This is a genomic window from Bacillus sp. FSL R5-0659, assembly GCF_038008785.1.
In the GTDB taxonomy this organism is placed as follows: Bacteria; Bacillota; Bacilli; order Bacillales; family Bacillaceae; genus Bacillus; species Bacillus safensis.
The window spans coordinates 86878-110885 of record NZ_JBBOZU010000001.1 but is presented as its reverse complement, the minus strand read 5'-3'; the positions used below and the strand labels follow the sequence as shown (position 1 = coordinate 110885).

Sequence of the window (24008 nt, the reverse complement as noted above, 5' to 3'; positions counted from 1 at the left end):
CTATGATCCCCCTAGTGAAATTCGAAGTGCCTCCGCTACATTTTCTACACCAACTAACTCAATCCCTCTCGGCTTTTTCCATCCGTCTATATTTGCCTGAGGAATAAACATTCGCTTAAATCCTAGTTTCGCAGCTTCCTGCACTCGCTGTTCAATTCTTGATACTCTTCTGACTTCTCCCGTCAGACCGACCTCTCCTATAAAGCAATCCGCTTGATGCGGCGCTGCGTCTTTAAAGCTTGATGCAATACTGACGGCAATAGCTAAGTCAATCGCCGGTTCGTCAAGCTTCACACCGCCTGCGACCTTTAAATACGCATCTTGGTTTTGCAAGAGCAGCCCCACGCGTTTTTCTAAAACTGCCATGAGCAGCGATACTCGATTATGATCAAGGCCAGTGGCCATTCTTCGCGGATTCCCAAAGCTTGTCGGGGAAATTAATGCCTGTATCTCGACAAGTACGGGTCTTGTTCCTTCCATTGAGGCAACAACACACGAACCAGATACACCTGCCGACCGCTCTTCTAAAAAGATTTCTGATGGGTTTAATACTTCCGTGAGCCCTTCCTCTCTCATTTCAAAAATCCCCAATTCATTCGTTGAACCAAATCGGTTTTTTACCGCCCGTAAGATACGAAATGTATGATGACGTTCGCCTTCAAAATAAAGAACCGTGTCCACCATATGCTCTAAAAGGCGTGGACCTGCGATCGAGCCTTCTTTGGTCACGTGACCAACGATAAAAATAGGAATCCCATTTGTCTTGGCAATTTTCATCAGCTGTGCTGTACATTCTCTTACTTGAGATACAGAGCCGGGAGCTGACGTGATATCGCTTTGATAAACGGTTTGAATCGAATCCACCACAACAAAAGCAGGTTTCATCTCCTGTATAGCAGACGTTATATACTCCATATCGGTTTCAGCCAAAACATGTAAAGAGGCGCTTTCAATACCAAGGCGGTCCGCTCTTAACTTCGTTTGTTTAATGGATTCCTCACCAGATATGTACAACACATTCTGATTTTTGTCTGAGAGCTGTGCTGATACTTGTAATAATAAAGTGGACTTCCCAATCCCAGGATCTCCGCCAATGAGAACAAGAGAGCCTTTGACAATTCCACTTCCTAATACTCGGTTAAATTCTTCTAAATTCGTTTTAATTCGGGGTTCTTCGGATGTTTCAATTGCAGATATAGGTGAAGGTTTTTGAATGGTTTGAACAGAATGATTAAAAGCACTTCGACGGTTTGCCGGCTCTTTGCGAACGACCTCTTCTGTCATACTGTTCCATGTGCCGCAGCCTGGACATTTCCCCATCCATTTGGCTGACTCATAACCGCACGATTGGCATATAAATTTTGATTTTGTCTTAGCCATAGATTGAAGAATACAACTCCTTATACTGGTCAGAAAATAAGTAAAGGGAGGCATACACCTTGCTGGTATGCCTCACACTTTTTTCTTACTATATTAGTTCGTAGCAGCCGTCGCTTTTACGACAATTTCTCCATCTTCCACATCTAATACGATATGTTGACCTTTTTCAATATTGCCCTTCAGAAGCTCCTCAGAAAGTCGATCTTCTACATGCTTTTGAATCGCTCTTCTTAACGGACGCGCACCGTACTCAAGATCTACTCCTTCGTCGGCAATCTTCGCTTTTGCTGCTTCCGTCAATTCAATTGAAAGGTCTTGTTCTTTTAATCGTTTTGTCAATTGATCAGACATGAGAGACACGATCTCTTTGAGATGTTTCTTCTCTAGCGAGTGGAAGACAATGATTTCATCAATACGGTTGATAAACTCAGGTCTAAACGCACGTTTCAACTCGCCCATCACTTTGCCTTTCATATCCTTGTAATTTTGACTTTCATCCTGCACGTTAAAGCCAACGTATTTATTGCGCTTCAACTCACTAGCTCCAACGTTTGATGTCATGATCAAAATCGTATTTCTAAAGTCAACGGTACGCCCTTTAGAATCAGTTAGACGACCATCTTCTAATACTTGCAGTAAGATATTAAATACATCTGGATGGGCCTTTTCAATCTCGTCTAAAAGAACGACAGAATAAGGTTTTCTTCTGACTTTTTCAGTCAGCTGTCCACCTTCATCATAACCGACATATCCTGGAGGTGACCCAACAAGTCTGGATGTAGAGTGTTTCTCCATGTATTCAGACATATCAATACGGATCATTGCTTCTTCATCACCGAAAATAGACTCGGCGAGTGCTCTTGCAAGCTCTGTTTTACCAACCCCTGTTGGTCCTAAGAAGATAAAGGAACCGATTGGACGTTTTGGATCTTTTAGGCCTGCACGCGCACGTCTCACAGCTTTCGCTACAGCAACAACTGCTTCATCCTGCCCGATCACACGAGAGTGGAGTAATTGTTCCATATTCAGAAGCTTATCTGTCTCCGTTTGAGCAATTTTTGAAACAGGCACTCCCGTCCAGCTGGAAACAACCATTGCGATATCATCTACAGATACCTCTGAATTCTCTTGTCCCTGCTTTTCTTTCCATGATTTCTTTGTCACTTCTACTTTTTCACGCAAACGCTGCTCTGTATCGCGAAGAGAAGCTGCTTTTTCAAATTCTTGACTTTGAACTGCTGCATCCTTTTCCTTGCGTACTTCATCCAGCTTTTGCTCTAGTTCTTTTAGGTTAGGCGGTGTTGTGAACGAACGTAAACGGACTTTCGAACCTGCCTCATCAATTAAATCAATTGCCTTATCTGGAAGGAATCTGTCAGAGATATAACGGTCAGACAGCTTCACTGCCGCCTCAATCGCTTCATCTGTAATAGACACACGGTGATGTGCTTCATACCGGTCTCTAAGTCCTCTTAAGATTTGAATACTCTCATCAACAGAAGGCTGATCTACTTGAATTGGCTGGAAACGTCGTTCAAGCGCAGCATCCTTTTCAATGTATTTACGGTACTCATCTAATGTTGTCGCCCCAATACATTGAAGCTCACCACGTGCTAAAGATGGTTTTAGAATATTAGACGCATCAATCGCACCCTCTGCTCCACCAGCACCAATGAGTGTATGAAGCTCATCGATAAAGAGAATGATATTTCCTGCCTGACGAATTTCGTCCATGACTTTTTTCAAACGATCCTCGAATTCACCACGATATTTCGTTCCAGCTACAACAGTTCCCATATCCAGTGTCATTACTCGTTTATCACGTAGGATTTCAGGCACTTCGTTATGAATAATTTGCTGTGCAAGACCTTCTGCGATGGCTGTTTTACCAACACCAGGCTCACCAATCAGCACAGGGTTATTTTTTGTTCTTCTACTTAGAACCTCAATGACACGTTGAATTTCTTTGCTTCGGCCAATGACTGGGTCCAAGCTGTCCTCTTTTGCAATAGCAGTTAAATCTCTTGCCAAGCTATCAAGTGTGGGTGTATTTGCATTGCTATTAGAGCCTGCCGCAGATGCACCTGTTTCATTGCTTCCAAGCAGCTGCAGAACTTGCTGACGTGCTTTATTTAAGCTCACTCCGAGGTTATTTAAGACACGGGCAGCGACACCCTCTCCCTCACGAATAAGACCTAATAGAATATGTTCTGTCCCTACATAGGAATGACCTAGCTTTCTTGCTTCATCCATTGAAAGCTCAGTGACCTTCTTCGCTCTAGGCGTATAATGAGGAATAGCTTGAGACACCTCTTGCCCTCTTCCAATCAAGCTTTCGACTTCTTTTTGGATTTTATCTGAAACAAGGCCCAGTGCTTCTAACGCTTTGGCAGCGATGCCCTCCCCTTCACGTACAAGGCCAAGTAAAATGTGCTCAGTACCAATATTCTTATGGCCTAGGCGAATGGCTTCTTCTTGTGCAAGTGCTAATACCTTTTGAGCTCTTTCAGTGAATCTTCCAAACATCATATCGTTTCATCCTCCTGTCCATTCCTATGCATTTCTAAGCGCAGCCTTTCTCTAATAATCGCTGCTCGTTTTATATCTCGTTCATTTGGCTCCAAGGCTCCTCCTGAATATTGTTGAAGGAAGCCAGGCTGGGTCAAAATCATGAGTTCATTCAGTATATTACTTGAAAGCCCCTTAATGATACCTAAATCAATTCCAAGCCGCACATCTGACAAACACTTTGCTGTTTCTTTTGATTCAATCATACGACAATTGGCCAAAATCCCTAAGGACCGGTACACTCTGTCCTCAAGTTCAATTTTAGATGTTTGATATAAAGCTTTTCGTGCAGATCGCTCTTGTTCAATGAGCTGAGCGGTCACACTATTCAAGTCATCTACAATGTCTTCTTCTGATTGACCAAGTGTCATTTGATTTGAAATTTGAAAGATGTTCCCTATTGCTTCGCTGCCCTCACCATAAATTCCTCTGACCACAAGTCCTAATTGATTAATGGCGGGAATAATGCGATTCATTTGTCTTGTGAGCGCTAATGCCGGTAAATGCATCATGACCGAAGCCCTAATACCTGTACCTACATTAGTCGGACAGCTTGTTAAGTATCCTCGCTTTTCAGAAAATGCATAATCCACTTGCTCTTCAATCCAGTCATCTACCTGATTAGCCGCTTTTAGTGCATTGGCTAGCTGAAAACCTGGGAATAAGCATTGGATTCGAATATGGTCTTCTTCATTCAACATCACACTAATTTCTTCATTCTCAGAAAGCAAACAGCCGCCAAATCTTGATTCAGCTAAATTTGGGCTAATCAAGTGCTTTTCAACAAGTACCCTCTTTGCTAAAGGCTGCGTTTCATTCATTCGAATCAGAACAAAGTTTCCAATGTCCTTCACTTCCTGGCTAGCAAACTTTTGCTCGAATTGCTGGAGAACAGCTTCAGCTTCTTCTTGAGAAAACTGAGTTGGGAAACGAACATGCTCTAGATTGCGCGCTAGCCGGATACGACTGCTTAGAACAATGTCACTTTCTGGTCCTTTTTGTTTCATCCACTGACTTAGAGCGTCTTGAATAAAATGCTGGAGCGACATGTCGTTAATCTCCCTCCCTCTGCTGAGATTGCTCATGCTCTAATGCACGAATTTGATCTCGAACTTCCGCTGCTTTTTCGAACTCTTCCTGTTCAATCAGCTGCTTCAGCTCTTGCTGCATTAACTCAAGTTTCCGGCGGACATGCAGGCTGCCGGCAATTCGTTTTGGGACTTTCCCATTATGGACTGTATTTCCACTATGGACTTTCCGTAAAACAGGGTTCAGATACTGATCAAATGTACGATAGCATTCTGCACAGCCAAATCGGCCTGTTTTTCTGAACTGCTGAAAGGTTAAGCCGCACTTAGGACATTGATCCACTTCTTTTGCTTCTTGAAAAATAGACGAGCCCTTGTTAGCACTTGTGGTGAAGCTAGGATCAATATTTAATAAGCCTGATAATAAGTTGTGAATCGAGAAACCTTGGTTTCCACTCATAGCATATGAATCACTGTTTTCTTTTGCACATTGTTCACATATGTGCATTTCTTGTTTTTCTCCATTTATAACTTTCGTAAAGTGAAAAGTGGCTGGTCTCTCATTACATTCTTGACAAATCAATCTTTTCACCCGCTTTACTTTAATTTCAGAGCATTTAACATCGCTTTCATCATCCGAGCCCGCAGTTCATCTCGTTCAGGTAAATCAATATGCAATACAGAACGGTCCATGACACTAATCATCATCTTAGCTTCTCTTTCAGATAAAATGTTATTTTCAACAAGACGCATGATGATGTGATCAGATGCAGCCTGTGATAAACGATGATATATTTGGGAAATAATGTTGTTCAATAAGTCCACTTCATCATTCATTTTGACTTTAATGATGCGGATATAGCCACCGCCGCCACGCTTACTTTCAACGATATAGCCTCTCTCGCTCGTAAAGCGTGTATTGATAACATAGTTAATTTGTGAAGGTACGCATTGAAATTTATCTGCAATTTCATTGCGTTTAATTTCTAATATTTCTCGACCGTTCTGATCCAAGACTTCCTTCAAATACTGCTCGATGATATCAGAAATATTTTGTGCCACTCCGCCTCCTCCTCCATTGACTTTGACTATATTTGACTTTAATCTTACTATAAATTTTTTCGGTCGATTTTTCAAGATAATCGCTCAACTAACAATATTATTTCCACATTTATATGGTGCCAAACCTCCAAAAAACACAAAAAAGACCAGTTCCAAATGGAACTGATCCTGATAGAAGCTTGGCGGCGTCCTACTCTCACAGGGGGAAACCCCCAACTACCATCGGCGCTGAAGAGCTTAACTTCCGTGTTCGGTATGGGAACGGGTGTGACCTCTTCGCTATCGCCACCAAACCTGATGGAGAGAATGTTCTCTCAAAACTAGATAACAATGTTCATGCTTCACAATAGAATATAGGTTAAGTCCTCGATCTATTAGTATCTGTCAGCTCCACGTGTCACCACGCTTCCACCTCAGACCTATCAACCTGATCATCTTTCAGGGATCTTACTTCCTTGCGGAATGGGAAATCTCATCTTGAGGGGGGCTTCATGCTTAGATGCTTTCAGCACTTATCCCGTCCGCACATAGCTACCCAGCGATGCCCTTGGCAGAACAACTGGTACACCAGCGGTGCGTCCATCCCGGTCCTCTCGTACTAAGGACAGCTCCTCTCAAATTTCCTGCGCCCGCGACGGATAGGGACCGAACTGTCTCACGACGTTCTGAACCCAGCTCGCGTACCGCTTTAATGGGCGAACAGCCCAACCCTTGGGACCGACTACAGCCCCAGGATGCGATGAGCCGACATCGAGGTGCCAAACCTCCCCGTCGATGTGGACTCTTGGGGGAGATAAGCCTGTTATCCCCGGGGTAGCTTTTATCCGTTGAGCGATGGCCCTTCCATGCGGAACCACCGGATCACTAAGCCCGACTTTCGTCCCTGCTCGACTTGTAGGTCTCGCAGTCAAGCTCCCTTGTGCCTTTACACTCTGCGAATGATTTCCAACCATTCTGAGGGAACCTTTGGGCGCCTCCGTTACATTTTAGGAGGCGACCGCCCCAGTCAAACTGCCCACCTGACACTGTCTCCCTGCCCGATAAGGGCAGCGGGTTAGAAGGTCAATACAGCCAGGGTAGTATCCCACCGATGCCTCCACCGAAGCTAGCGCTCCGGTTTCCAAGGCTCCTACCTATCCTGTACAAGCTGTACCAACATTCAATATCAGGCTGCAGTAAAGCTCCACGGGGTCTTTCCGTCCTGTCGCGGGTAACCTGCATCTTCACAGGTACTATAATTTCACCGAGTCTCTCGTTGAGACAGTGCCCAGATCGTTGCGCCTTTCGTGCGGGTCGGAACTTACCCGACAAGGAATTTCGCTACCTTAGGACCGTTATAGTTACGGCCGCCGTTTACTGGGGCTTCAATTCGCACCTTCGCTTACGCTAAGCGCTCCTCTTAACCTTCCAGCACCGGGCAGGCGTCAGCCCCTATACTTCGCCTTACGGCTTCGCAGAGACCTGTGTTTTTGCTAAACAGTCGCCTGGGCCTATTCACTGCGGCTTCTCGGGGCTTTAACACCCTAAGAAGCACCCCTTCTCCCGAAGTTACGGGGTCATTTTGCCGAGTTCCTTAACGAGAGTTCTCTCGATCACCTTAGGATTCTCTCCTCGCCTACCTGTGTCGGTTTGCGGTACGGGCACCTCTCACCTCGCTAGAGGCTTTTCTTGGCAGTGTGGAATCAGGAACTTCGCTACTAAATTTCGCTCGCCATCACAGCTCAGCCTTTACGGGAAACGGATTTGCCTATTTCCCAGCCTAACTGCTTGGACGCGGATATCCAATACCGCGCTTACCCTATCCTCCTGCGTCCCCCCATTGCTCAAATGGTGAGGAGGTGGTACAGGAATATCAACCTGTTGTCCATCGCCTACGCCTTTCGGCCTCGGCTTAGGTCCCGACTAACCCTGAGCGGACGAGCCTTCCTCAGGAAACCTTAGGCATTCGGTGGACGGGATTCTCACCCGTCTTTCGCTACTCATACCGGCATTCTCACTTCTAAGCGCTCCACCAGTCCTTCCGGTCTGGCTTCACAGCCCTTAGAACGCTCTCCTACCACTGTTCGTAAGAACAGTCCGCAGCTTCGGTGATACGTTTAGCCCCGGTACATTTTCGGCGCAGAGTCACTCGACCAGTGAGCTATTACGCACTCTTTAAATGGTGGCTGCTTCTAAGCCAACATCCTGGTTGTCTAAGCAACTCCACATCCTTTTCCACTTAACGTATACTTTGGGACCTTAGCTGGCGGTCTGGGCTGTTTCCCTTTCGACTACGGATCTTATCACTCGCAGTCTGACTCCCAAGGATAAGTCATCGGCATTCGGAGTTTGACTGAATTCGGTAACCCGGTAGGGGCCCCTAGTCCAATCAGTGCTCTACCTCCGAGACTCTTACCTTGAGGCTAGCCCTAAAGCTATTTCGGAGAGAACCAGCTATCTCCAGGTTCGATTGGCATTTCACCCCTACCCACACCTCATCCCCGCACTTTTCAACGTGCGTGGGTTCGGGCCTCCATTCAGTGTTACCTGAACTTCACCCTGGACATGGGTAGATCACCTGGTTTCGGGTCTACGACCACGTACTCATGCGCCCTATTCAGACTCGCTTTCGCTGCGGCTCCGCATCTTCTGCTTAACCTTGCACGGGATCGTAACTCGCCGGTTCATTCTACAAAAGGCACGCCATCACCCGTTAACGGGCTCTGACTACTTGTAGGCACACGGTTTCAGGATCTATTTCACTCCCCTTCCGGGGTGCTTTTCACCTTTCCCTCACGGTACTGGTTCACTATCGGTCACTAGGGAGTATTTAGCCTTGGGAGATGGTCCTCCCGGATTCCGACGGAATTTCACGTGTTCCGCCGTACTCAGGATCCACTCTGGAGAGAACAACATTTCAGTTACAGGGCTGTTACCTTCTTTGGCGGGCCTTTCCAGACCTCTTCGCTTATATCGTTCCTTTGTAACTCCGTATAGAGTGTCCTACAACCCCAAGAGGCAAGCCTCTTGGTTTGGGCTGTTCCCGTTTCGCTCGCCGCTACTCAGGGAATCGCATTTGCTTTCTCTTCCTCCGGGTACTTAGATGTTTCAGTTCCCCGGGTATGCCTTCTCATACTCTATGTATTCAAGTATGGATACTACTCCATTACGAGCAGTGGGTTTCCCCATTCGGAAATCTCCGGATCAAAGCTTGCTTACAGCTCCCCGAAGCATATCGGTGTTCGTCCCGTCCTTCATCGGCTCCTAGTGCCAAGGCATCCACCGTGCGCCCTTTCTAACTTAACCATTTCTTACTTTAGAAAGAATCACTATGTGTGATGAACTTTGCATTGCATTCAATGTGAATGTATTACTTATTGTTATCTAGTTTTCAAAGAACAATCCTGTCTCGATAGAGACATGTTTTGAAGGAATGATCCTTCAAAACTAAACAAGACGAAAACGTACGCTGCTCCATATATCCTTAGAAAGGAGGTGATCCAGCCGCACCTTCCGATACGGCTACCTTGTTACGACTTCACCCCAATCATCTGCCCCACCTTCGGCGGCTGGCTCCATAAAGGTTACCTCACCGACTTCGGGTGTTGCAAACTCTCGTGGTGTGACGGGCGGTGTGTACAAGGCCCGGGAACGTATTCACCGCGGCATGCTGATCCGCGATTACTAGCGATTCCAGCTTCACGCAGTCGAGTTGCAGACTGCGATCCGAACTGAGAACAGATTTATGGGATTGGCTAAACCTTGCGGTCTTGCAGCCCTTTGTTCTGTCCATTGTAGCACGTGTGTAGCCCAGGTCATAAGGGGCATGATGATTTGACGTCATCCCCACCTTCCTCCGGTTTGTCACCGGCAGTCACCTTAGAGTGCCCAACTGAATGCTGGCAACTAAGATCAAGGGTTGCGCTCGTTGCGGGACTTAACCCAACATCTCACGACACGAGCTGACGACAACCATGCACCACCTGTCACTCTGTCCCCGAAGGGAAAGCCCTATCTCTAGGGTTGTCAGAGGATGTCAAGACCTGGTAAGGTTCTTCGCGTTGCTTCGAATTAAACCACATGCTCCACCGCTTGTGCGGGCCCCCGTCAATTCCTTTGAGTTTCAGTCTTGCGACCGTACTCCCCAGGCGGAGTGCTTAATGCGTTAGCTGCAGCACTAAGGGGCGGAAACCCCCTAACACTTAGCACTCATCGTTTACGGCGTGGACTACCAGGGTATCTAATCCTGTTCGCTCCCCACGCTTTCGCTCCTCAGCGTCAGTTACAGACCAGAGAGTCGCCTTCGCCACTGGTGTTCCTCCACATCTCTACGCATTTCACCGCTACACGTGGAATTCCACTCTCCTCTTCTGCACTCAAGTTTCCCAGTTTCCAATGACCCTCCCCGGTTGAGCCGGGGGCTTTCACATCAGACTTAAGAAACCGCCTGCGAGCCCTTTACGCCCAATAATTCCGGACAACGCTTGCCACCTACGTATTACCGCGGCTGCTGGCACGTAGTTAGCCGTGGCTTTCTGGTTAGGTACCGTCAAGGTGCGAGCAGTTACTCTCGCACTTGTTCTTCCCTAACAACAGAGCTTTACGATCCGAAAACCTTCATCACTCACGCGGCGTTGCTCCGTCAGACTTTCGTCCATTGCGGAAGATTCCCTACTGCTGCCTCCCGTAGGAGTCTGGGCCGTGTCTCAGTCCCAGTGTGGCCGATCACCCTCTCAGGTCGGCTACGCATCGTCGCCTTGGTGAGCCATTACCTCACCAACTAGCTAATGCGCCGCGGGTCCATCTGTAAGTGACAGCCGAAACCGTCTTTCATCCTTGAACCATGCGGTTCAAGGAACTATCCGGTATTAGCTCCGGTTTCCCGGAGTTATCCCAGTCTTACAGGCAGGTTACCCACGTGTTACTCACCCGTCCGCCGCTAACATCCGGGAGCAAGCTCCCTTCTGTCCGCTCGACTTGCATGTATTAGGCACGCCGCCAGCGTTCGTCCTGAGCCAGGATCAAACTCTCCGAGGTATGCAGGATGCATATCACACATGCGTTGCTACACGATGTAGCGAACTTAGCATGTGATCATTTCCTGCCTCGTCAGCGTTTGACTGACTACCTATGAAGTATCATAGGATTTTTTATAAAAACTCGAATTAACAGGTACGTTTTGTCTTGTTTAGTTTTCAAAGATCATATTGGTGGAGCCTAGCGGGATCGAACCGCTGACCTCCTGCGTGCAAGGCAGGCGCTCTCCCAGCTGAGCTAAGGCCCCATAAAAGATGGTCGGGAAGACAGGATTCGAACCTGCGACCCCTTGGTCCCAAACCAAGTGCTCTACCAAGCTGAGCTACTTCCCGATCTTAATGGCGCGCCCGAGAGGAGTCGAACCCCTAACCTTTTGATCCGTAGTCAAACGCTCTATCCAATTGAGCTACGGGCGCTTATTTATAATGCCGAGGGCCGGACTTGAACCGGCACGGTAGTCACCTACCGCAGGATTTTAAGTCCTGTGTGTCTGCCAATTCCACCACCCCGGCGTGGATGGTATAAGCGGAAGACGGGATTCGAACCCGCGACCCCCACCTTGGCAAGGTGGTGTTCTACCACTGAACTACTTCCGCATTACAGGATTTCTTTATTTTATTTGGCAATGCGGGTGAAGGGACTTGAACCCCCACGTCATAAAGACACTAGATCCTAAGTCTAGCGCGTCTGCCAATTCCGCCACACCCGCATGAAACATGGTGAGCCATGAAGGACTCGAACCTTCGACCCTCTGATTAAAAGTCAGATGCTCTACCAACTGAGCTAATGGCTCGCTTTAAAAGCGACTTGTCTATCTTACCATATGAAAGTGGTGCCGGCAAGAGGACTTGAACCCCCAACCTACTGATTACAAGTCAGTTGCTCTACCAGTTGAGCTACACCGGCTTTATCTATCCTAACATTATGTAAGAATAAATATGGTGGAGGATGACGGGCTCGAACCGCCGACCCTCTGCTTGTAAGGCAGATGCTCTCCCAGCTGAGCTAATCCTCCATATTGTGTCGTTTCGAAGTGTCTCTCGATCTGACAAATAGTATTATATAACGATAAGATATTGTTTGTAAAGACTTTTTTAAAATAATTTTTGAATTTATTTTAAAGCTGTTTTTTTCATCTTTTCGTTAAGGCACCTAAAGAAGTTTACCACTTGTCTCATCATTTTAAAAGCCTTTTTTTCATTTTTTTATGTTTTTTTGTTAAAAAGAGTACTAATAAGGCTTTATCACTGTGGAAACAGCAATTTTGAAGCTTCTATACCCTTGTTTTATTTCATATATCTCTGAATAAAAAAATTCAAATAAGAAGTTTTGTTATTATTTTATTTTTCTGATAAATCTTTTTCCATAAAAAAGTGTGAAATTGTTGCTGGTCTTTACTATTTTTCAACAAATCGTTTCACATCATTTTTTCTGCTGCTTCAATTATTCAACAGCTTTATCATCGATATAAAATTTTAGCAGAAGAAATAAAATGAGTATTGTTTCTTTCATTTCTTCTATCTTTTTAAATTGAAAATTCAACAATGGCTGACCAACCCCTTCGGGATGAGGTCTTTCTATTTAGTGGCTCTATACATCGCCTTTCTATATCTATTTAGCCCAAGTTGAGGTTTTCTATGCTTTTAGTGATGCCCTTGATGATTTGAGCTGCCGGTTCATATGATGACCGACATGTTAAATTGAAGGAGCATAAAGTTTGATTTATGTAGCAATCAAACGAGGGAATAACGTATTTTTACTTTAACAACCTATTAAATAGAAGCAAGTCATTCAAAAACACAAAAAAGACCAGTTCCAAATGGAACTGATCCTGATAGAAGCTTGGCGGCGTCCTACTCTCACAGGGGGAAACCCCCAACTACCATCGGCGCTGAAGAGCTTAACTTCCGTGTTCGGTATGGGAACGGGTGTGACCTCTTCGCTATCGCCACCAAACCTGATGGAGAGAATGTTCTCTCAAAACTAGATAACAATGTTCATGCTTCACAAATGAATATAGGTTAAGTCCTCGATCTATTAGTATCTGTCAGCTCCACGTGTCACCACGCTTCCACCTCAGACCTATCAACCTGATCATCTTTCAGGGATCTTACTTCCTTGCGGAATGGGAAATCTCATCTTGAGGGGGGCTTCATGCTTAGATGCTTTCAGCACTTATCCCGTCCGCACATAGCTACCCAGCGATGCCCTTGGCAGAACAACTGGTACACCAGCGGTGCGTCCATCCCGGTCCTCTCGTACTAAGGACAGCTCCTCTCAAATTTCCTGCGCCCGCGACGGATAGGGACCGAACTGTCTCACGACGTTCTGAACCCAGCTCGCGTACCGCTTTAATGGGCGAACAGCCCAACCCTTGGGACCGACTACAGCCCCAGGATGCGATGAGCCGACATCGAGGTGCCAAACCTCCCCGTCGATGTGGACTCTTGGGGGAGATAAGCCTGTTATCCCCGGGGTAGCTTTTATCCGTTGAGCGATGGCCCTTCCATGCGGAACCACCGGATCACTAAGCCCGACTTTCGTCCCTGCTCGACTTGTAGGTCTCGCAGTCAAGCTCCCTTGTGCCTTTACACTCTGCGAATGATTTCCAACCATTCTGAGGGAACCTTTGGGCGCCTCCGTTACATTTTAGGAGGCGACCGCCCCAGTCAAACTGCCCACCTGACACTGTCTCCCTGCCCGATAAGGGCAGCGGGTTAGAAGGTCAATACAGCCAGGGTAGTATCCCACCGATGCCTCCACCGAAGCTAGCGCTCCGGTTTCCAAGGCTCCTACCTATCCTGTACAAGCTGTACCAACATTCAATATCAGGCTGCAGTAAAGCTCCACGGGGTCTTTCCGTCCTGTCGCGGGTAACCTGCATCTTCACAGGTACTATAATTTCACCGAGTCTCTCGTTGAGACAGTGCCCAGATCGTTGCGCCTTTCGTGCGGGTCGGAACTTACCCGACAAGGAATTTCGCTACCTTAGGACCGTTATAGTTACGGCCGCCGTTTACTGGGGCTTCAATTCGCACCTTCGCTTACGCTAAGCGCTCCTCTTAACCTTCCAGCACCGGGCAGGCGTCAGCCCCTATACTTCGCCTTACGGCTTCGCAGAGACCTGTGTTTTTGCTAAACAGTCGCCTGGGCCTATTCACTGCGGCTTCTCGGGGCTTTAACACCCTAAGAAGCACCCCTTCTCCCGAAGTTACGGGGTCATTTTGCCGAGTTCCTTAACGAGAGTTCTCTCGATCACCTTAGGATTCTCTCCTCGCCTACCTGTGTCGGTTTGCGGTACGGGCACCTCTCACCTCGCTAGAGGCTTTTCTTGGCAGTGTGGAATCAGGAACTTCGCTACTAAATTTCGCTCGCCATCACAGCTCAGCCTTTACGGGAAACGGATTTGCCTATTTCCCAGCCTAACTGCTTGGACGCGGATATCCAATACCGCGCTTACCCTATCCTCCTGCGTCCCCCCATTGCTCAAATGGTGAGGAGGTGGTACAGGAATATCAACCTGTTGTCCATCGCCTACGCCTTTCGGCCTCGGCTTAGGTCCCGACTAACCCTGAGCGGACGAGCCTTCCTCAGGAAACCTTAGGCATTCGGTGGACGGGATTCTCACCCGTCTTTCGCTACTCATACCGGCATTCTCACTTCTAAGCGCTCCACCAGTCCTTCCGGTCTGGCTTCACAGCCCTTAGAACGCTCTCCTACCACTGTTCGTAAGAACAGTCCGCAGCTTCGGTGATACGTTTAGCCCCGGTACATTTTCGGCGCAGAGTCACTCGACCAGTGAGCTATTACGCACTCTTTAAATGGTGGCTGCTTCTAAGCCAACATCCTGGTTGTCTAAGCAACTCCACATCCTTTTCCACTTAACGTATACTTTGGGACCTTAGCTGGCGGTCTGGGCTGTTTCCCTTTCGACTACGGATCTTATCACTCGCAGTCTGACTCCCAAGGATAAGTCATCGGCATTCGGAGTTTGACTGAATTCGGTAACCCGGTAGGGGCCCCTAGTCCAATCAGTGCTCTACCTCCGAGACTCTTACCTTGAGGCTAGCCCTAAAGCTATTTCGGAGAGAACCAGCTATCTCCAGGTTCGATTGGCATTTCACCCCTACCCACACCTCATCCCCGCACTTTTCAACGTGCGTGGGTTCGGGCCTCCATTCAGTGTTACCTGAACTTCACCCTGGACATGGGTAGATCACCTGGTTTCGGGTCTACGACCACGTACTCATGCGCCCTATTCAGACTCGCTTTCGCTGCGGCTCCGCATCTTCTGCTTAACCTTGCACGGGATCGTAACTCGCCGGTTCATTCTACAAAAGGCACGCCATCACCCGTTAACGGGCTCTGACTACTTGTAGGCACACGGTTTCAGGATCTATTTCACTCCCCTTCCGGGGTGCTTTTCACCTTTCCCTCACGGTACTGGTTCACTATCGGTCACTAGGGAGTATTTAGCCTTGGGAGATGGTCCTCCCGGATTCCGACGGAATTTCACGTGTTCCGCCGTACTCAGGATCCACTCTGGAGAGAACAACATTTCAGTTACAGGGCTGTTACCTTCTTTGGCGGGCCTTTCCAGACCTCTTCGCTTATATCGTTCCTTTGTAACTCCGTATAGAGTGTCCTACAACCCCAAGAGGCAAGCCTCTTGGTTTGGGCTGTTCCCGTTTCGCTCGCCGCTACTCAGGGAATCGCATTTGCTTTCTCTTCCTCCGGGTACTTAGATGTTTCAGTTCCCCGGGTATGCCTTCTCATACTCTATGTATTCAAGTATGGATACTACTCCATTACGAGCAGTGGGTTTCCCCATTCGGAAATCTCCGGATCAAAGCTTGCTTACAGCTCCCCGAAGCATATCGGTGTTCGTCCCGTCCTTCATCGGCTCCTAGTGCCAAGGCATCCACCGTGCGCCCTTTCTAACTTAACCATTTCTTACTTTAGAAAGAATCACTATGTGTGATGAACTTTGCATTGCATTCAATGTGAATGTATTACTTATTGTTATCTAGTTTTCAAAGAACAATCCTGTCTCGCTAGAGACATGTTTTGAAGGAATGATCCTTCAAAACTAAACAAGACGAAAACGCACGCTGCTCCATATATCCTTAGAAAGGAGGTGATCCAGCCGCACCTTCCGATACGGCTACCTTGTTACGACTTCACCCCAATCATCTGCCCCACCTTCGGCGGCTGGCTCCATAAAGGTTACCTCACCGACTTCGGGTGTTGCAAACTCTCGTGGTGTGACGGGCGGTGTGTACAAGGCCCGGGAACGTATTCACCGCGGCATGCTGATCCGCGATTACTAGCGATTCCAGCTTCACGCAGTCGAGTTGCAGACTGCGATCCGAACTGAGAACAGATTTATGGGATTGGCTAAACCTTGCGGTCTTGCAGCCCTTTGTTCTGTCCATTGTAGCACGTGTGTAGCCCAGGTCATAAGGGGCATGATGATTTGACGTCATCCCCACCTTCCTCCGGTTTGTCACCGGCAGTCACCTTAGAGTGCCCAACTGAATGCTGGCAACTAAGATCAAGGGTTGCGCTCGTTGCGGGACTTAACCCAACATCTCACGACACGAGCTGACGACAACCATGCACCACCTGTCACTCTGTCCCCGAAGGGAAAGCCCTATCTCTAGGGTTGTCAGAGGATGTCAAGACCTGGTAAGGTTCTTCGCGTTGCTTCGAATTAAACCACATGCTCCACCGCTTGTGCGGGCCCCCGTCAATTCCTTTGAGTTTCAGTCTTGCGACCGTACTCCCCAGGCGGAGTGCTTAATGCGTTAGCTGCAGCACTAAGGGGCGGAAACCCCCTAACACTTAGCACTCATCGTTTACGGCGTGGACTACCAGGGTATCTAATCCTGTTCGCTCCCCACGCTTTCGCTCCTCAGCGTCAGTTACAGACCAGAGAGTCGCCTTCGCCACTGGTGTTCCTCCACATCTCTACGCATTTCACCGCTACACGTGGAATTCCACTCTCCTCTTCTGCACTCAAGTTTCCCAGTTTCCAATGACCCTCCCCGGTTGAGCCGGGGGCTTTCACATCAGACTTAAGAAACCGCCTGCGAGCCCTTTACGCCCAATAATTCCGGACAACGCTTGCCACCTACGTATTACCGCGGCTGCTGGCACGTAGTTAGCCGTGGCTTTCTGGTTAGGTACCGTCAAGGTGCGAGCAGTTACTCTCGCACTTGTTCTTCCCTAACAACAGAGCTTTACGATCCGAAAACCTTCATCACTCACGCGGCGTTGCTCCGTCAGACTTTCGTCCATTGCGGAAGATTCCCTACTGCTGCCTCCCGTAGGAGTCTGGGCCGTGTCTCAGTCCCAGTGTGGCCGATCACCCTCTCAGGTCGGCTACGCATCGTCGCCTTGGTGAGCCATTACCTCACCAACTAGCTAATGCGCCGCGGGTCCATCTGTAAGTGACAGCCGAAACCGTCTTTCATCCTTGAACCATGCGGTTCAAGGAACTATCCGGTATTAGCTCCGGTTTCCCGGAGTTATCCCAGTCTTACAGGCAGGTTACCCACGTGTTACTCACCCGTCCGCCGCTAACATCCGGGAGCAAGCTCCCTTCTGTCCGCTCGACTTGCATGTATTAGGCACGCCGCCAGCGTTCGTCCTGAGCCAGGATCAAACTCTCCGAAAAAGTACAAAACCGAAGTTTTGTTTTTCGTCAGCGTTTGACTGACTACCTATGAAGTATCATAGGATTTTTTTATAAAAACTCGAATTAACAGGTACGTTTTGTCTTGTTTAGTTTTCAAAGATCATTTTCGTTATCGCTCGTAAGCGACTTTAATATCTTACCATTTTGCATCAGTTAAAGTCAAGAACTTTTTTCAATTTCTTTTTTTAACCTCGTTGCTGTTTTGCGGCAACGAATAATAATATACCATCTGGATTCTTTCCTTGCAATAGTTTTTTTAAAAAAAGTTTCATTTTATGAAAAATAAAAAGCGCCATAGATAAAATGGCGCTTTGGTTGATGTATTAGCGGTTTCTCATTTGTGGGAAAAGCAGTACATCTCTGATTGATGGAGAATTTGTTAAAAGCATGATTAATCGGTCGATTCCGATTCCTAGACCACCTGTTGGAGGCATACCGTATTCTAATGCTTCAACAAAATCGTCATCCATTAGATGCGCTTCGTCGTTTCCTTCTTCACGTTCTTTTAATTGAGCTTCAAAGCGTTCTCTTTGATCGATTGGATCGTTTAGCTCTGTGAATGCATTTGCATGCTCGCGGCGTACGATAAACAGCTCAAAGCGATCAGTAAAGCGAGGGTCTTCAGGATTTTTCTTAGCTAACGGAGAAATCTCCACTGGATGTCCGTAAATGAATGTAGGCTGAACCAATGTTTCTTCTACTTTTTGCTCGAAGAACTCATTGATAATATGACCTACTGTCATATTTTTCGTGATTTCAACACCATGATCAGCAGCATGCTGTTTTGCTTCTTCTACAGACATCTCCTGCCAGAAGTCTACACCTGTTGCTTCTTTGACCGCTTCAACCATATGAAGTCTCTTCCATTCAGGTTTGAGATCAATTTCATCTTCTCCATATTGAATGGTTGTTGTTCCTAGCACCTCTTGGGCAATATGAGCAATCAGGTTTTCAGTAAGATTCATGATGTCTTTGTAGTCTGCGTATGCTTCATACAGCTCGATCATAGTGAATTCTGGGTTGTGACGAGTCGATACACCTTCGTTACGGAATACGCGGCCAATCTCGTATACTTTCTCTAGACCACCGACAATTAGGCGTTTTAAGTGCAGCTCGATCGCAATACGCATATAAAGCGGCATATCAAGTGCATTGTGATGAGTAATGAATGGACGCGCTGATGCACCACCAGGGATGCTGTGCATTGTTGGTGTTTCAACTTCTAAGTATCCTTTAGAATCTAAGTATCTTCTCATGGATTGAATGATTTTGCTTCGCATGATGAACGTCTGCTTACTTTCTGGATTTACAATGAGGTCAAGGTAGCGCTGACGATAGCGTTGTTCAACATCTTTTAATCCATGATACTTATCAGGAAGCGGGCGAAGTGCTTTCGTAAGAACCTCAAAGCTGGTCGCTTTAATAGAAAGTTCTCCTACGTTTGTTTTAAAAACAGTCCCTGTTACACCGATGATATCGCCTAGGTCTGAGCTTTTGAATAATTCGTAAGCTTCTTCCCCTACACTATCTTTACGAACATAGATTTGAATTTGTCCTTCTAGGTCTTGAATATGTGCAAAGCCAGCTTTTCCTTTTCCGCGCTTTGTCATCATACGTCCAGCGATTGTTACTTGAGCCGCTTTTCCTTCTAAGTCTTCTTTAGAAAACTCGTCATATTCAGCGATAATTTGCGCAGATTGATGAGAACGGTCATATCGTTCACCGAATGGATCGATACCCTCTTCTCTCATTTTATTCATTTTGTCACGTCTGACCTGGAATTGGTCATTTAATTCTTCGTTATTAAGCCCTTCATTACTCATTTATATCACTCCAATAATGTATTTTGCAGAGAAAAGCAGAAAAACTGCCAGTACATGCACTAGCAGTGAGCTACAAAAAGAAAGATAGTCTTATCCTACTTTTATACTTTGAAGCTCTTTTGCCTCGGCTTCGATCGTAAAGTCATCAAGAACTTGTACAAGCTCCGCTCTCGTTTCACTTTGATTGATTTGATTTCTTACGTCCGCATTGCCTCGGACACCTTTTAAGTACCATGCTGCGTGCTTTCTCATTTCTCTGACAGCCACATGCTCGCCTTTCAGGTCAATGAGTCTGTCTAAGTGAAGTTTGCACACTGACATTTTCTCACGCACGTTTGGCTCTTCTTTCAGTTCACCCGTTTCTAAATAATGAACCGTTCGATAGATCATCCACGGGTTTCCTAGTGCGGCTCTTCCGATCATGACAGCGTCCACACCCGTTTCATCAAGCATACGTTTTGCATCTTGAGGGGTTTTGACATCGCCATTGCCGATGACAGGAATGGATACAGATTGTTTAACCTCTTTCATGATATCCCAATTCGCTGTTCCTTCGTACATTTGCACGCGTGTCCGTCCGTGAAGCGCAACCGCTTGTCCACCTGCTCGTTCAACAGCACGGGCATTATCAATAGCAAAGATATGGTCTTCGTCCCAGCCCATTCTCATTTTCACTGTAACTGGTTTGTCTACAGCATCTACAACAGCAGAGACCATTTCATAAATTTTGTTTGGATCAAGCAGCCATTTCGCTCCTGCATCACATTTCGTAATCTTCGGCACAGGACAGCCCATGTTGATATCAATAATATCCGCTGTGGTATTCTTGTCTACAAACTTTGCCGCTTCGACGAGTGTGTCTTTTTCCCCTCCAAATATCTGAAGGCTCAAAGGCTTTTCCCGTTCATCAATGTATAGCATACCCATTGTTCTTGCATTGTTGATCAGGATCGCTTTGTCACTGACCATTTCAGCGCAGACTAAGCCCGCTCCAAACTCTTTCACCGTCAGTCTGAAGGCAGAGTTGCACACACCAGCCATCGGCGCGAGCACTACTTTGTTTTTAATCTCGATATCTCCGATTTTAAACATTTTTCCCCCTCCTTTCTTCTTCAAGGATTGGCGAAAGTTCTTCCACCGTTATATTTAAAGCATCTGCTATTTGACCAACCAATTGGTTTGTTGGTAATCGATTGCCTCGCTCAATTTCTCCTAAGACAGAGACAGAGATGCCCAGTCTTTTCGCGAACCCTTCCTGAGTATACCCTTTTAGCTTTCGGTATGCACGAATTCTTCTACCCCACATGTCTTTTTCCATATGCTTACACCTTCTTGGTCTGTTACGGCATTTATTTGTACTTCGCCGATTTCTGGGCAAATCTCACTCATCGGAACAAGAACGAATAAACGTTCGTACATTCTAGGATGCGGCACTACAAGTTGTTCTGTTTCAATATTTTCACGATTATAAAGTAAAATGTCAAGGTCAGCCGTTCGCGGCCCCCACCTCACTTCTCTTGTTCTGCCTAACTCTTGCTCGATTGTCTGAGTAAGAGACAGTAGTTCCTCTGGACGAAGTGAAGTGGTAATTTTCACGGCCATATTTAAAAAGTCATCTTGGTTTTCATAGCCTACAGGTGTTGTTTCATATATTGATGAGATTAATTCCACTTGTACCTCTGGATGTTCATGCAGTTTTTTAACGGCTTCTTTTAAATAGGTTTCTTTTTTACCTATGTTTGAGCCTAATGCGATGTATGCCGTGTTATTCATGTGCGTGATCTCGTCATTTCAATTGCAACGGACTGATAGTGACCTGGAATTGGCGGATCTGGCTTGATCACCTTCACTGTACATTCCTGGACTGTCGGAAAGTCCTTTAACACTTGGTTTGCAATTCTTTCTGTCAGTGTTTCAACGAGATTGACCGGCTCACCTTCTACGATGCTTTTGCAGATTTGGTAGAGCTCTGCATAGTTGATCGTCTCATTGAGGTCATCAGTTTGTCCGGCTTTACTTAAATCAAGTGAAGCTGTTAAGTCCACGCGGAATCGCTGCCCTAGTTTGTTTTCTTCTGCAAATACGCCGTGGTACCCGTAAAATTCCATTCCGTTTACATATACTTTATCGATGATAAGCGCCTCCCTTATTCAGCATGGCATCCATCATTTTTGCCATTCTTGCAATTTCTTTTACATCATGTACACGGACCATCGCACTGCCCTTTTGAATCCCAAGACAGACCGTCGCACCTGTTCCTTCAGTACGTTCTTCAGGCGGCAGGTCTAAGACAGCACCAATGAATCGTTTTCGAGATGTAGCCAGCAGCAGTGGATACCCAAGGTGACAAAAATGTTCAAGTTCATTCATGACCTTCAGGTTGTCCTCTTTATTTTTCGCAAATCCTACACCAGGATCTAATATGATCATGTCATCGCTGACACCCGCTTGCTGGGCAATTTGGACACTTTCTTTCAAATCGGCGATCATATCTGAAATCAGATGTGTGTAGTTTCGTTCTGGCCGATTGTGCATTAAAATGATTGGAACATTGTGCTTCGCTGCCACATGTGCCATTTGGGGATCTGCCTTTGCTCCCCATACATCATTAATAATGGAGGCTCCAGCTTTCACCGCTTCATCTGCAACACGGGCTTTATACGTATCAATAGAGATAGGTACATCTAATTCTTTTGTAATCTTCTCAATGACCGGAATGACTCTTGAAAGCTCCTCTTCTTCCGAGACAAGTGCCGCTCCCGGACGAGTCGATTCTCCGCCAATATCGATAATATGTGCCCCGTCTTCTATCAGCTGCGCTGCATGAGCCAGCGCTTTATCTACTTGATTAAACTTTCCTCCATCTGAAAAAGAGTCAGGTGTGACATTTAAAATGCCCATGACTAATGTCTTTTCTTCATAACTAAGGGTATGGTGCTTGGCCTGTATGATTTTAGGCTGTTTTATCAATTGTTGTGTCATTGTGTCCACCTACTCTTTATGGTCTTGACGTTCTTTAGTGTATTGCATTCTTAACTTTGTTGAAATTGTCCGGCTGTTTTTGGGAAAGTGGATTTCTCCTATTCCTCTGAACGGTACAACTCCCTGAACAGAATTGGTCATCCATGCCTCATCAGCAGAAAGCAAATGTGAGACTGGGTATCGCCCTTCCTTTAGCGAAGCCTCCATAGCGCGGAGCGTTTCCATACAGTATCGACGAGTGACCCCATTTAAAATGCCTGTATCAAGTGACGGTGTATAGATCACATCATCTTTTCGCCAAAAGATATTCGAGGTAATGCCTTCTGCCACATCATCTTCTTTTGTTAAAAAGATGCCTTCTAACGACGGGTCATTCCCCACTTCCCTTTTAGCGAGCAAGTTGTTCATATAATGATGAGACTTGAGGCGTCTTGGGCCTTCCGGTGTATTTCTTCTCGTTTGAAGAATGACTCCCTTTTTCTCATCCAAAATAGATTCTGGACGGAAAGGAGAGATCATGACAAAAACGACAGGCTCTTCATAAGGATCTGCAGAGAATCCGTTTCCTCTGCCCGCAGAAACATTCAAGCGAATTCTCGCATGGCCGCAGGCTATTTGGTTTTTATTCAGTAAGGTATGAATGATGTCGAGTACAAATGGTTTCTCTATTGTGGATTCGATGCAAAGGTCACGTAATGATTGATTGAGCCTTTCAAGATGCCAATCCAACAGGAAGACTTGTCCTGCCAGGCTGGTAAATGTTTCGAATACACCGATGCCATATAGAAAACCATGATCAAAAGGAGAAAGAGTCGCGTCTTTCTCCTCTATATACTGACCGTTCAGATAAATGATCATGCGTTTACTTCATGCCCCTTTTTACGATAGGTTTCAATGAAATTTTTCAGCATTTCTTTTCCGAAGGACGTCATAATTGATTCAGGATGGAATTGCACACTTTCAATCGGCAATTCTTTATGGCGAATCGCCATGAGCTCGCCTTCCTTTGTGCTGGCTGTTGCGTCAAAGCACTCTGGCAGCGTCTCGTTTTTGACAATTAATGAATGATATCTTGTTGCAACGAGCGGATTTTGAAGTCCTGTGAAGACACCTTTTCCGTCATGTTTAATCTCTGACGTTTTACCGTGCATTAAGCGCTCTGCTCGAACAACATCCCCGCCAAAGACTTGTGCGATGGATTGGTGGCCTAAACACACACCGAAGATCGGAATACTTCCTGCAAAGTGCTTGATCGCCTCCATACTAATTCCCGCTTCATCAGGACTGCATGGCCCTGGGGAAATCATGAGAAAATCCGGCTTGAGCTCTTCAATTTCCTGAATGGTCACTTGATCATTCCGTTTCACGATCAATTCTTCTCCAAGCTCACCTAAATACTGGACCAGGTTGTACGTAAATGAATCATAATTATCAATCATTAAAATCATA

Annotated in this window: 13 protein-coding genes, 9 tRNA genes and 6 rRNA genes; all 28 read right to left on the bottom strand. The window is 46.4% G+C overall.

Annotated features, from left to right (window positions below; genetic code table 11):
- The gene (gene radA / locus NSQ72_RS00590) at positions 1 to 1380 is read right to left on the bottom strand and encodes a DNA repair protein RadA (protein WP_025092231.1); all 1380 of its coding nucleotides are present in this window, start codon (positions 1378 to 1380) and stop codon (positions 1 to 3) included.
- A 93-nt stretch (positions 1381 to 1473) separates the two neighbouring features.
- A complete protein-coding gene (clpC, locus tag NSQ72_RS00585; protein ID WP_007496263.1) occupies positions 1474 to 3909 on the bottom strand; it encodes an ATP-dependent protease ATP-binding subunit ClpC in 2436 nt (811 codons plus the stop codon).
- The gene (locus NSQ72_RS00580; RefSeq protein WP_058838237.1) at positions 3906 to 4997 is read right to left on the bottom strand and encodes a protein arginine kinase; all 1092 of its coding nucleotides are present in this window, start codon (positions 4995 to 4997) and stop codon (positions 3906 to 3908) included. Before NSQ72_RS00580 ends, clpC begins: the two co-directional genes overlap by 4 nt.
- 4 nt (positions 4998 to 5001) lie before the next feature.
- Entirely contained in the window at positions 5002 to 5559 is a 558-nt protein-coding gene (locus tag NSQ72_RS00575) for a UvrB/UvrC motif-containing protein (protein WP_024425862.1), read from the bottom strand.
- Positions 5560 to 5573: 14 nt separating this feature from the next.
- On the bottom strand, positions 5574 to 6038 hold the full coding sequence (locus NSQ72_RS00570) for a CtsR family transcriptional regulator (protein ID WP_003217184.1): 465 nt from the start codon (positions 6036 to 6038) through the stop codon (positions 5574 to 5576).
- Positions 6039 to 6215: 177 nt separating this feature from the next.
- Positions 6216 to 6331 (bottom strand): 5S ribosomal RNA (gene rrf, locus NSQ72_RS00565).
- A gap of 61 nt (positions 6332 to 6392) precedes the next feature.
- Positions 6393 to 9323, bottom strand: a 23S ribosomal RNA gene (locus NSQ72_RS00560).
- Between the two features lie 182 nt (positions 9324 to 9505).
- A 16S ribosomal RNA gene (locus NSQ72_RS00555) occupies positions 9506 to 11054 on the bottom strand.
- A 171-nt stretch (positions 11055 to 11225) separates the two neighbouring features.
- Positions 11226 to 11301: transfer RNA gene (locus tag NSQ72_RS00550), tRNA-Ala, on the bottom strand.
- Between the two features lie 8 nt (positions 11302 to 11309).
- A tRNA-Pro gene (locus tag NSQ72_RS00545) sits at positions 11310 to 11386 on the bottom strand.
- A 7-nt stretch (positions 11387 to 11393) separates the two neighbouring features.
- Positions 11394 to 11470, bottom strand: a tRNA-Arg gene (locus tag NSQ72_RS00540).
- 10 nt (positions 11471 to 11480) lie between these two features.
- A tRNA-Leu gene (locus tag NSQ72_RS00535) sits at positions 11481 to 11566 on the bottom strand.
- Positions 11567 to 11578: 12 nt separating this feature from the next.
- Positions 11579 to 11650: transfer RNA gene (locus tag NSQ72_RS00530), tRNA-Gly, on the bottom strand.
- Between the two features lie 30 nt (positions 11651 to 11680).
- Positions 11681 to 11763: transfer RNA gene (locus tag NSQ72_RS00525), tRNA-Leu, on the bottom strand.
- Between the two features lie 8 nt (positions 11764 to 11771).
- A tRNA-Lys gene (locus NSQ72_RS00520) sits at positions 11772 to 11847 on the bottom strand.
- A gap of 37 nt (positions 11848 to 11884) precedes the next feature.
- Positions 11885 to 11960: transfer RNA gene (locus NSQ72_RS00515), tRNA-Thr, on the bottom strand.
- Positions 11961 to 11993: 33 nt separating this feature from the next.
- Positions 11994 to 12069: transfer RNA gene (locus tag NSQ72_RS00510), tRNA-Val, on the bottom strand.
- An 825-nt stretch (positions 12070 to 12894) separates the two neighbouring features.
- Positions 12895 to 13010: ribosomal RNA gene (gene rrf, locus NSQ72_RS00505) — 5S ribosomal RNA — on the bottom strand.
- 61 nt (positions 13011 to 13071) lie between these two features.
- Positions 13072 to 16002: ribosomal RNA gene (locus tag NSQ72_RS00500) — 23S ribosomal RNA — on the bottom strand.
- Positions 16003 to 16184: 182 nt separating this feature from the next.
- Positions 16185 to 17733, bottom strand: a 16S ribosomal RNA gene (locus NSQ72_RS00495).
- Together the 16S, 23S and 5S rRNA genes with 9 tRNA genes alongside form the textbook arrangement of a ribosomal RNA operon.
- Before the next feature lie 344 nt (positions 17734 to 18077).
- Positions 18078 to 19577, bottom strand: coding sequence for a lysine--tRNA ligase (gene lysS / locus NSQ72_RS00490; RefSeq protein WP_034284259.1), 1500 nt, complete (start codon positions 19575 to 19577; stop codon positions 18078 to 18080).
- Between the two features lie 90 nt (positions 19578 to 19667).
- A complete protein-coding gene (gene dusB / locus NSQ72_RS00485; RefSeq protein WP_039175955.1) occupies positions 19668 to 20669 on the bottom strand; it encodes a tRNA dihydrouridine synthase DusB in 1002 nt (333 codons plus the stop codon).
- The gene (locus NSQ72_RS00480) at positions 20662 to 20895 is read right to left on the bottom strand and encodes a helix-turn-helix domain-containing protein (protein WP_024425661.1); all 234 of its coding nucleotides are present in this window, start codon (positions 20893 to 20895) and stop codon (positions 20662 to 20664) included. Before NSQ72_RS00480 ends, dusB begins: the two co-directional genes overlap by 8 nt.
- Entirely contained in the window at positions 20847 to 21350 is a 504-nt protein-coding gene (gene folK, locus NSQ72_RS00475; RefSeq protein WP_039175953.1) for a 2-amino-4-hydroxy-6-hydroxymethyldihydropteridine diphosphokinase, read from the bottom strand. The genes NSQ72_RS00480 and folK overlap by 49 nt, the downstream gene beginning before the upstream one ends.
- A complete protein-coding gene (folB, locus tag NSQ72_RS00470) occupies positions 21347 to 21709 on the bottom strand; it encodes a dihydroneopterin aldolase (protein ID WP_024425659.1) in 363 nt (120 codons plus the stop codon). Before folB ends, folK begins: the two co-directional genes overlap by 4 nt.
- On the bottom strand, positions 21702 to 22559 hold the full coding sequence (gene folP / locus NSQ72_RS00465) for a dihydropteroate synthase (RefSeq protein ID WP_058838231.1): 858 nt from the start codon (positions 22557 to 22559) through the stop codon (positions 21702 to 21704). The genes folB and folP overlap by 8 nt, the downstream gene beginning before the upstream one ends.
- Positions 22560 to 22568: 9 nt before the next feature.
- Positions 22569 to 23417: an aminodeoxychorismate lyase gene (gene pabC, locus NSQ72_RS00460; protein WP_268474613.1), complete on the bottom strand. Its 849-nt coding sequence runs from the start codon at positions 23415 to 23417 to the stop codon at positions 22569 to 22571.
- Positions 23414 to 24007, bottom strand: coding sequence for an aminodeoxychorismate/anthranilate synthase component II (gene pabA / locus NSQ72_RS00455; RefSeq protein WP_024425656.1), 594 nt, complete (start codon positions 24005 to 24007; stop codon positions 23414 to 23416). The genes pabC and pabA overlap by 4 nt, the downstream gene beginning before the upstream one ends.
- Between the last annotated feature and the right edge of the window lies 1 nt (position 24008).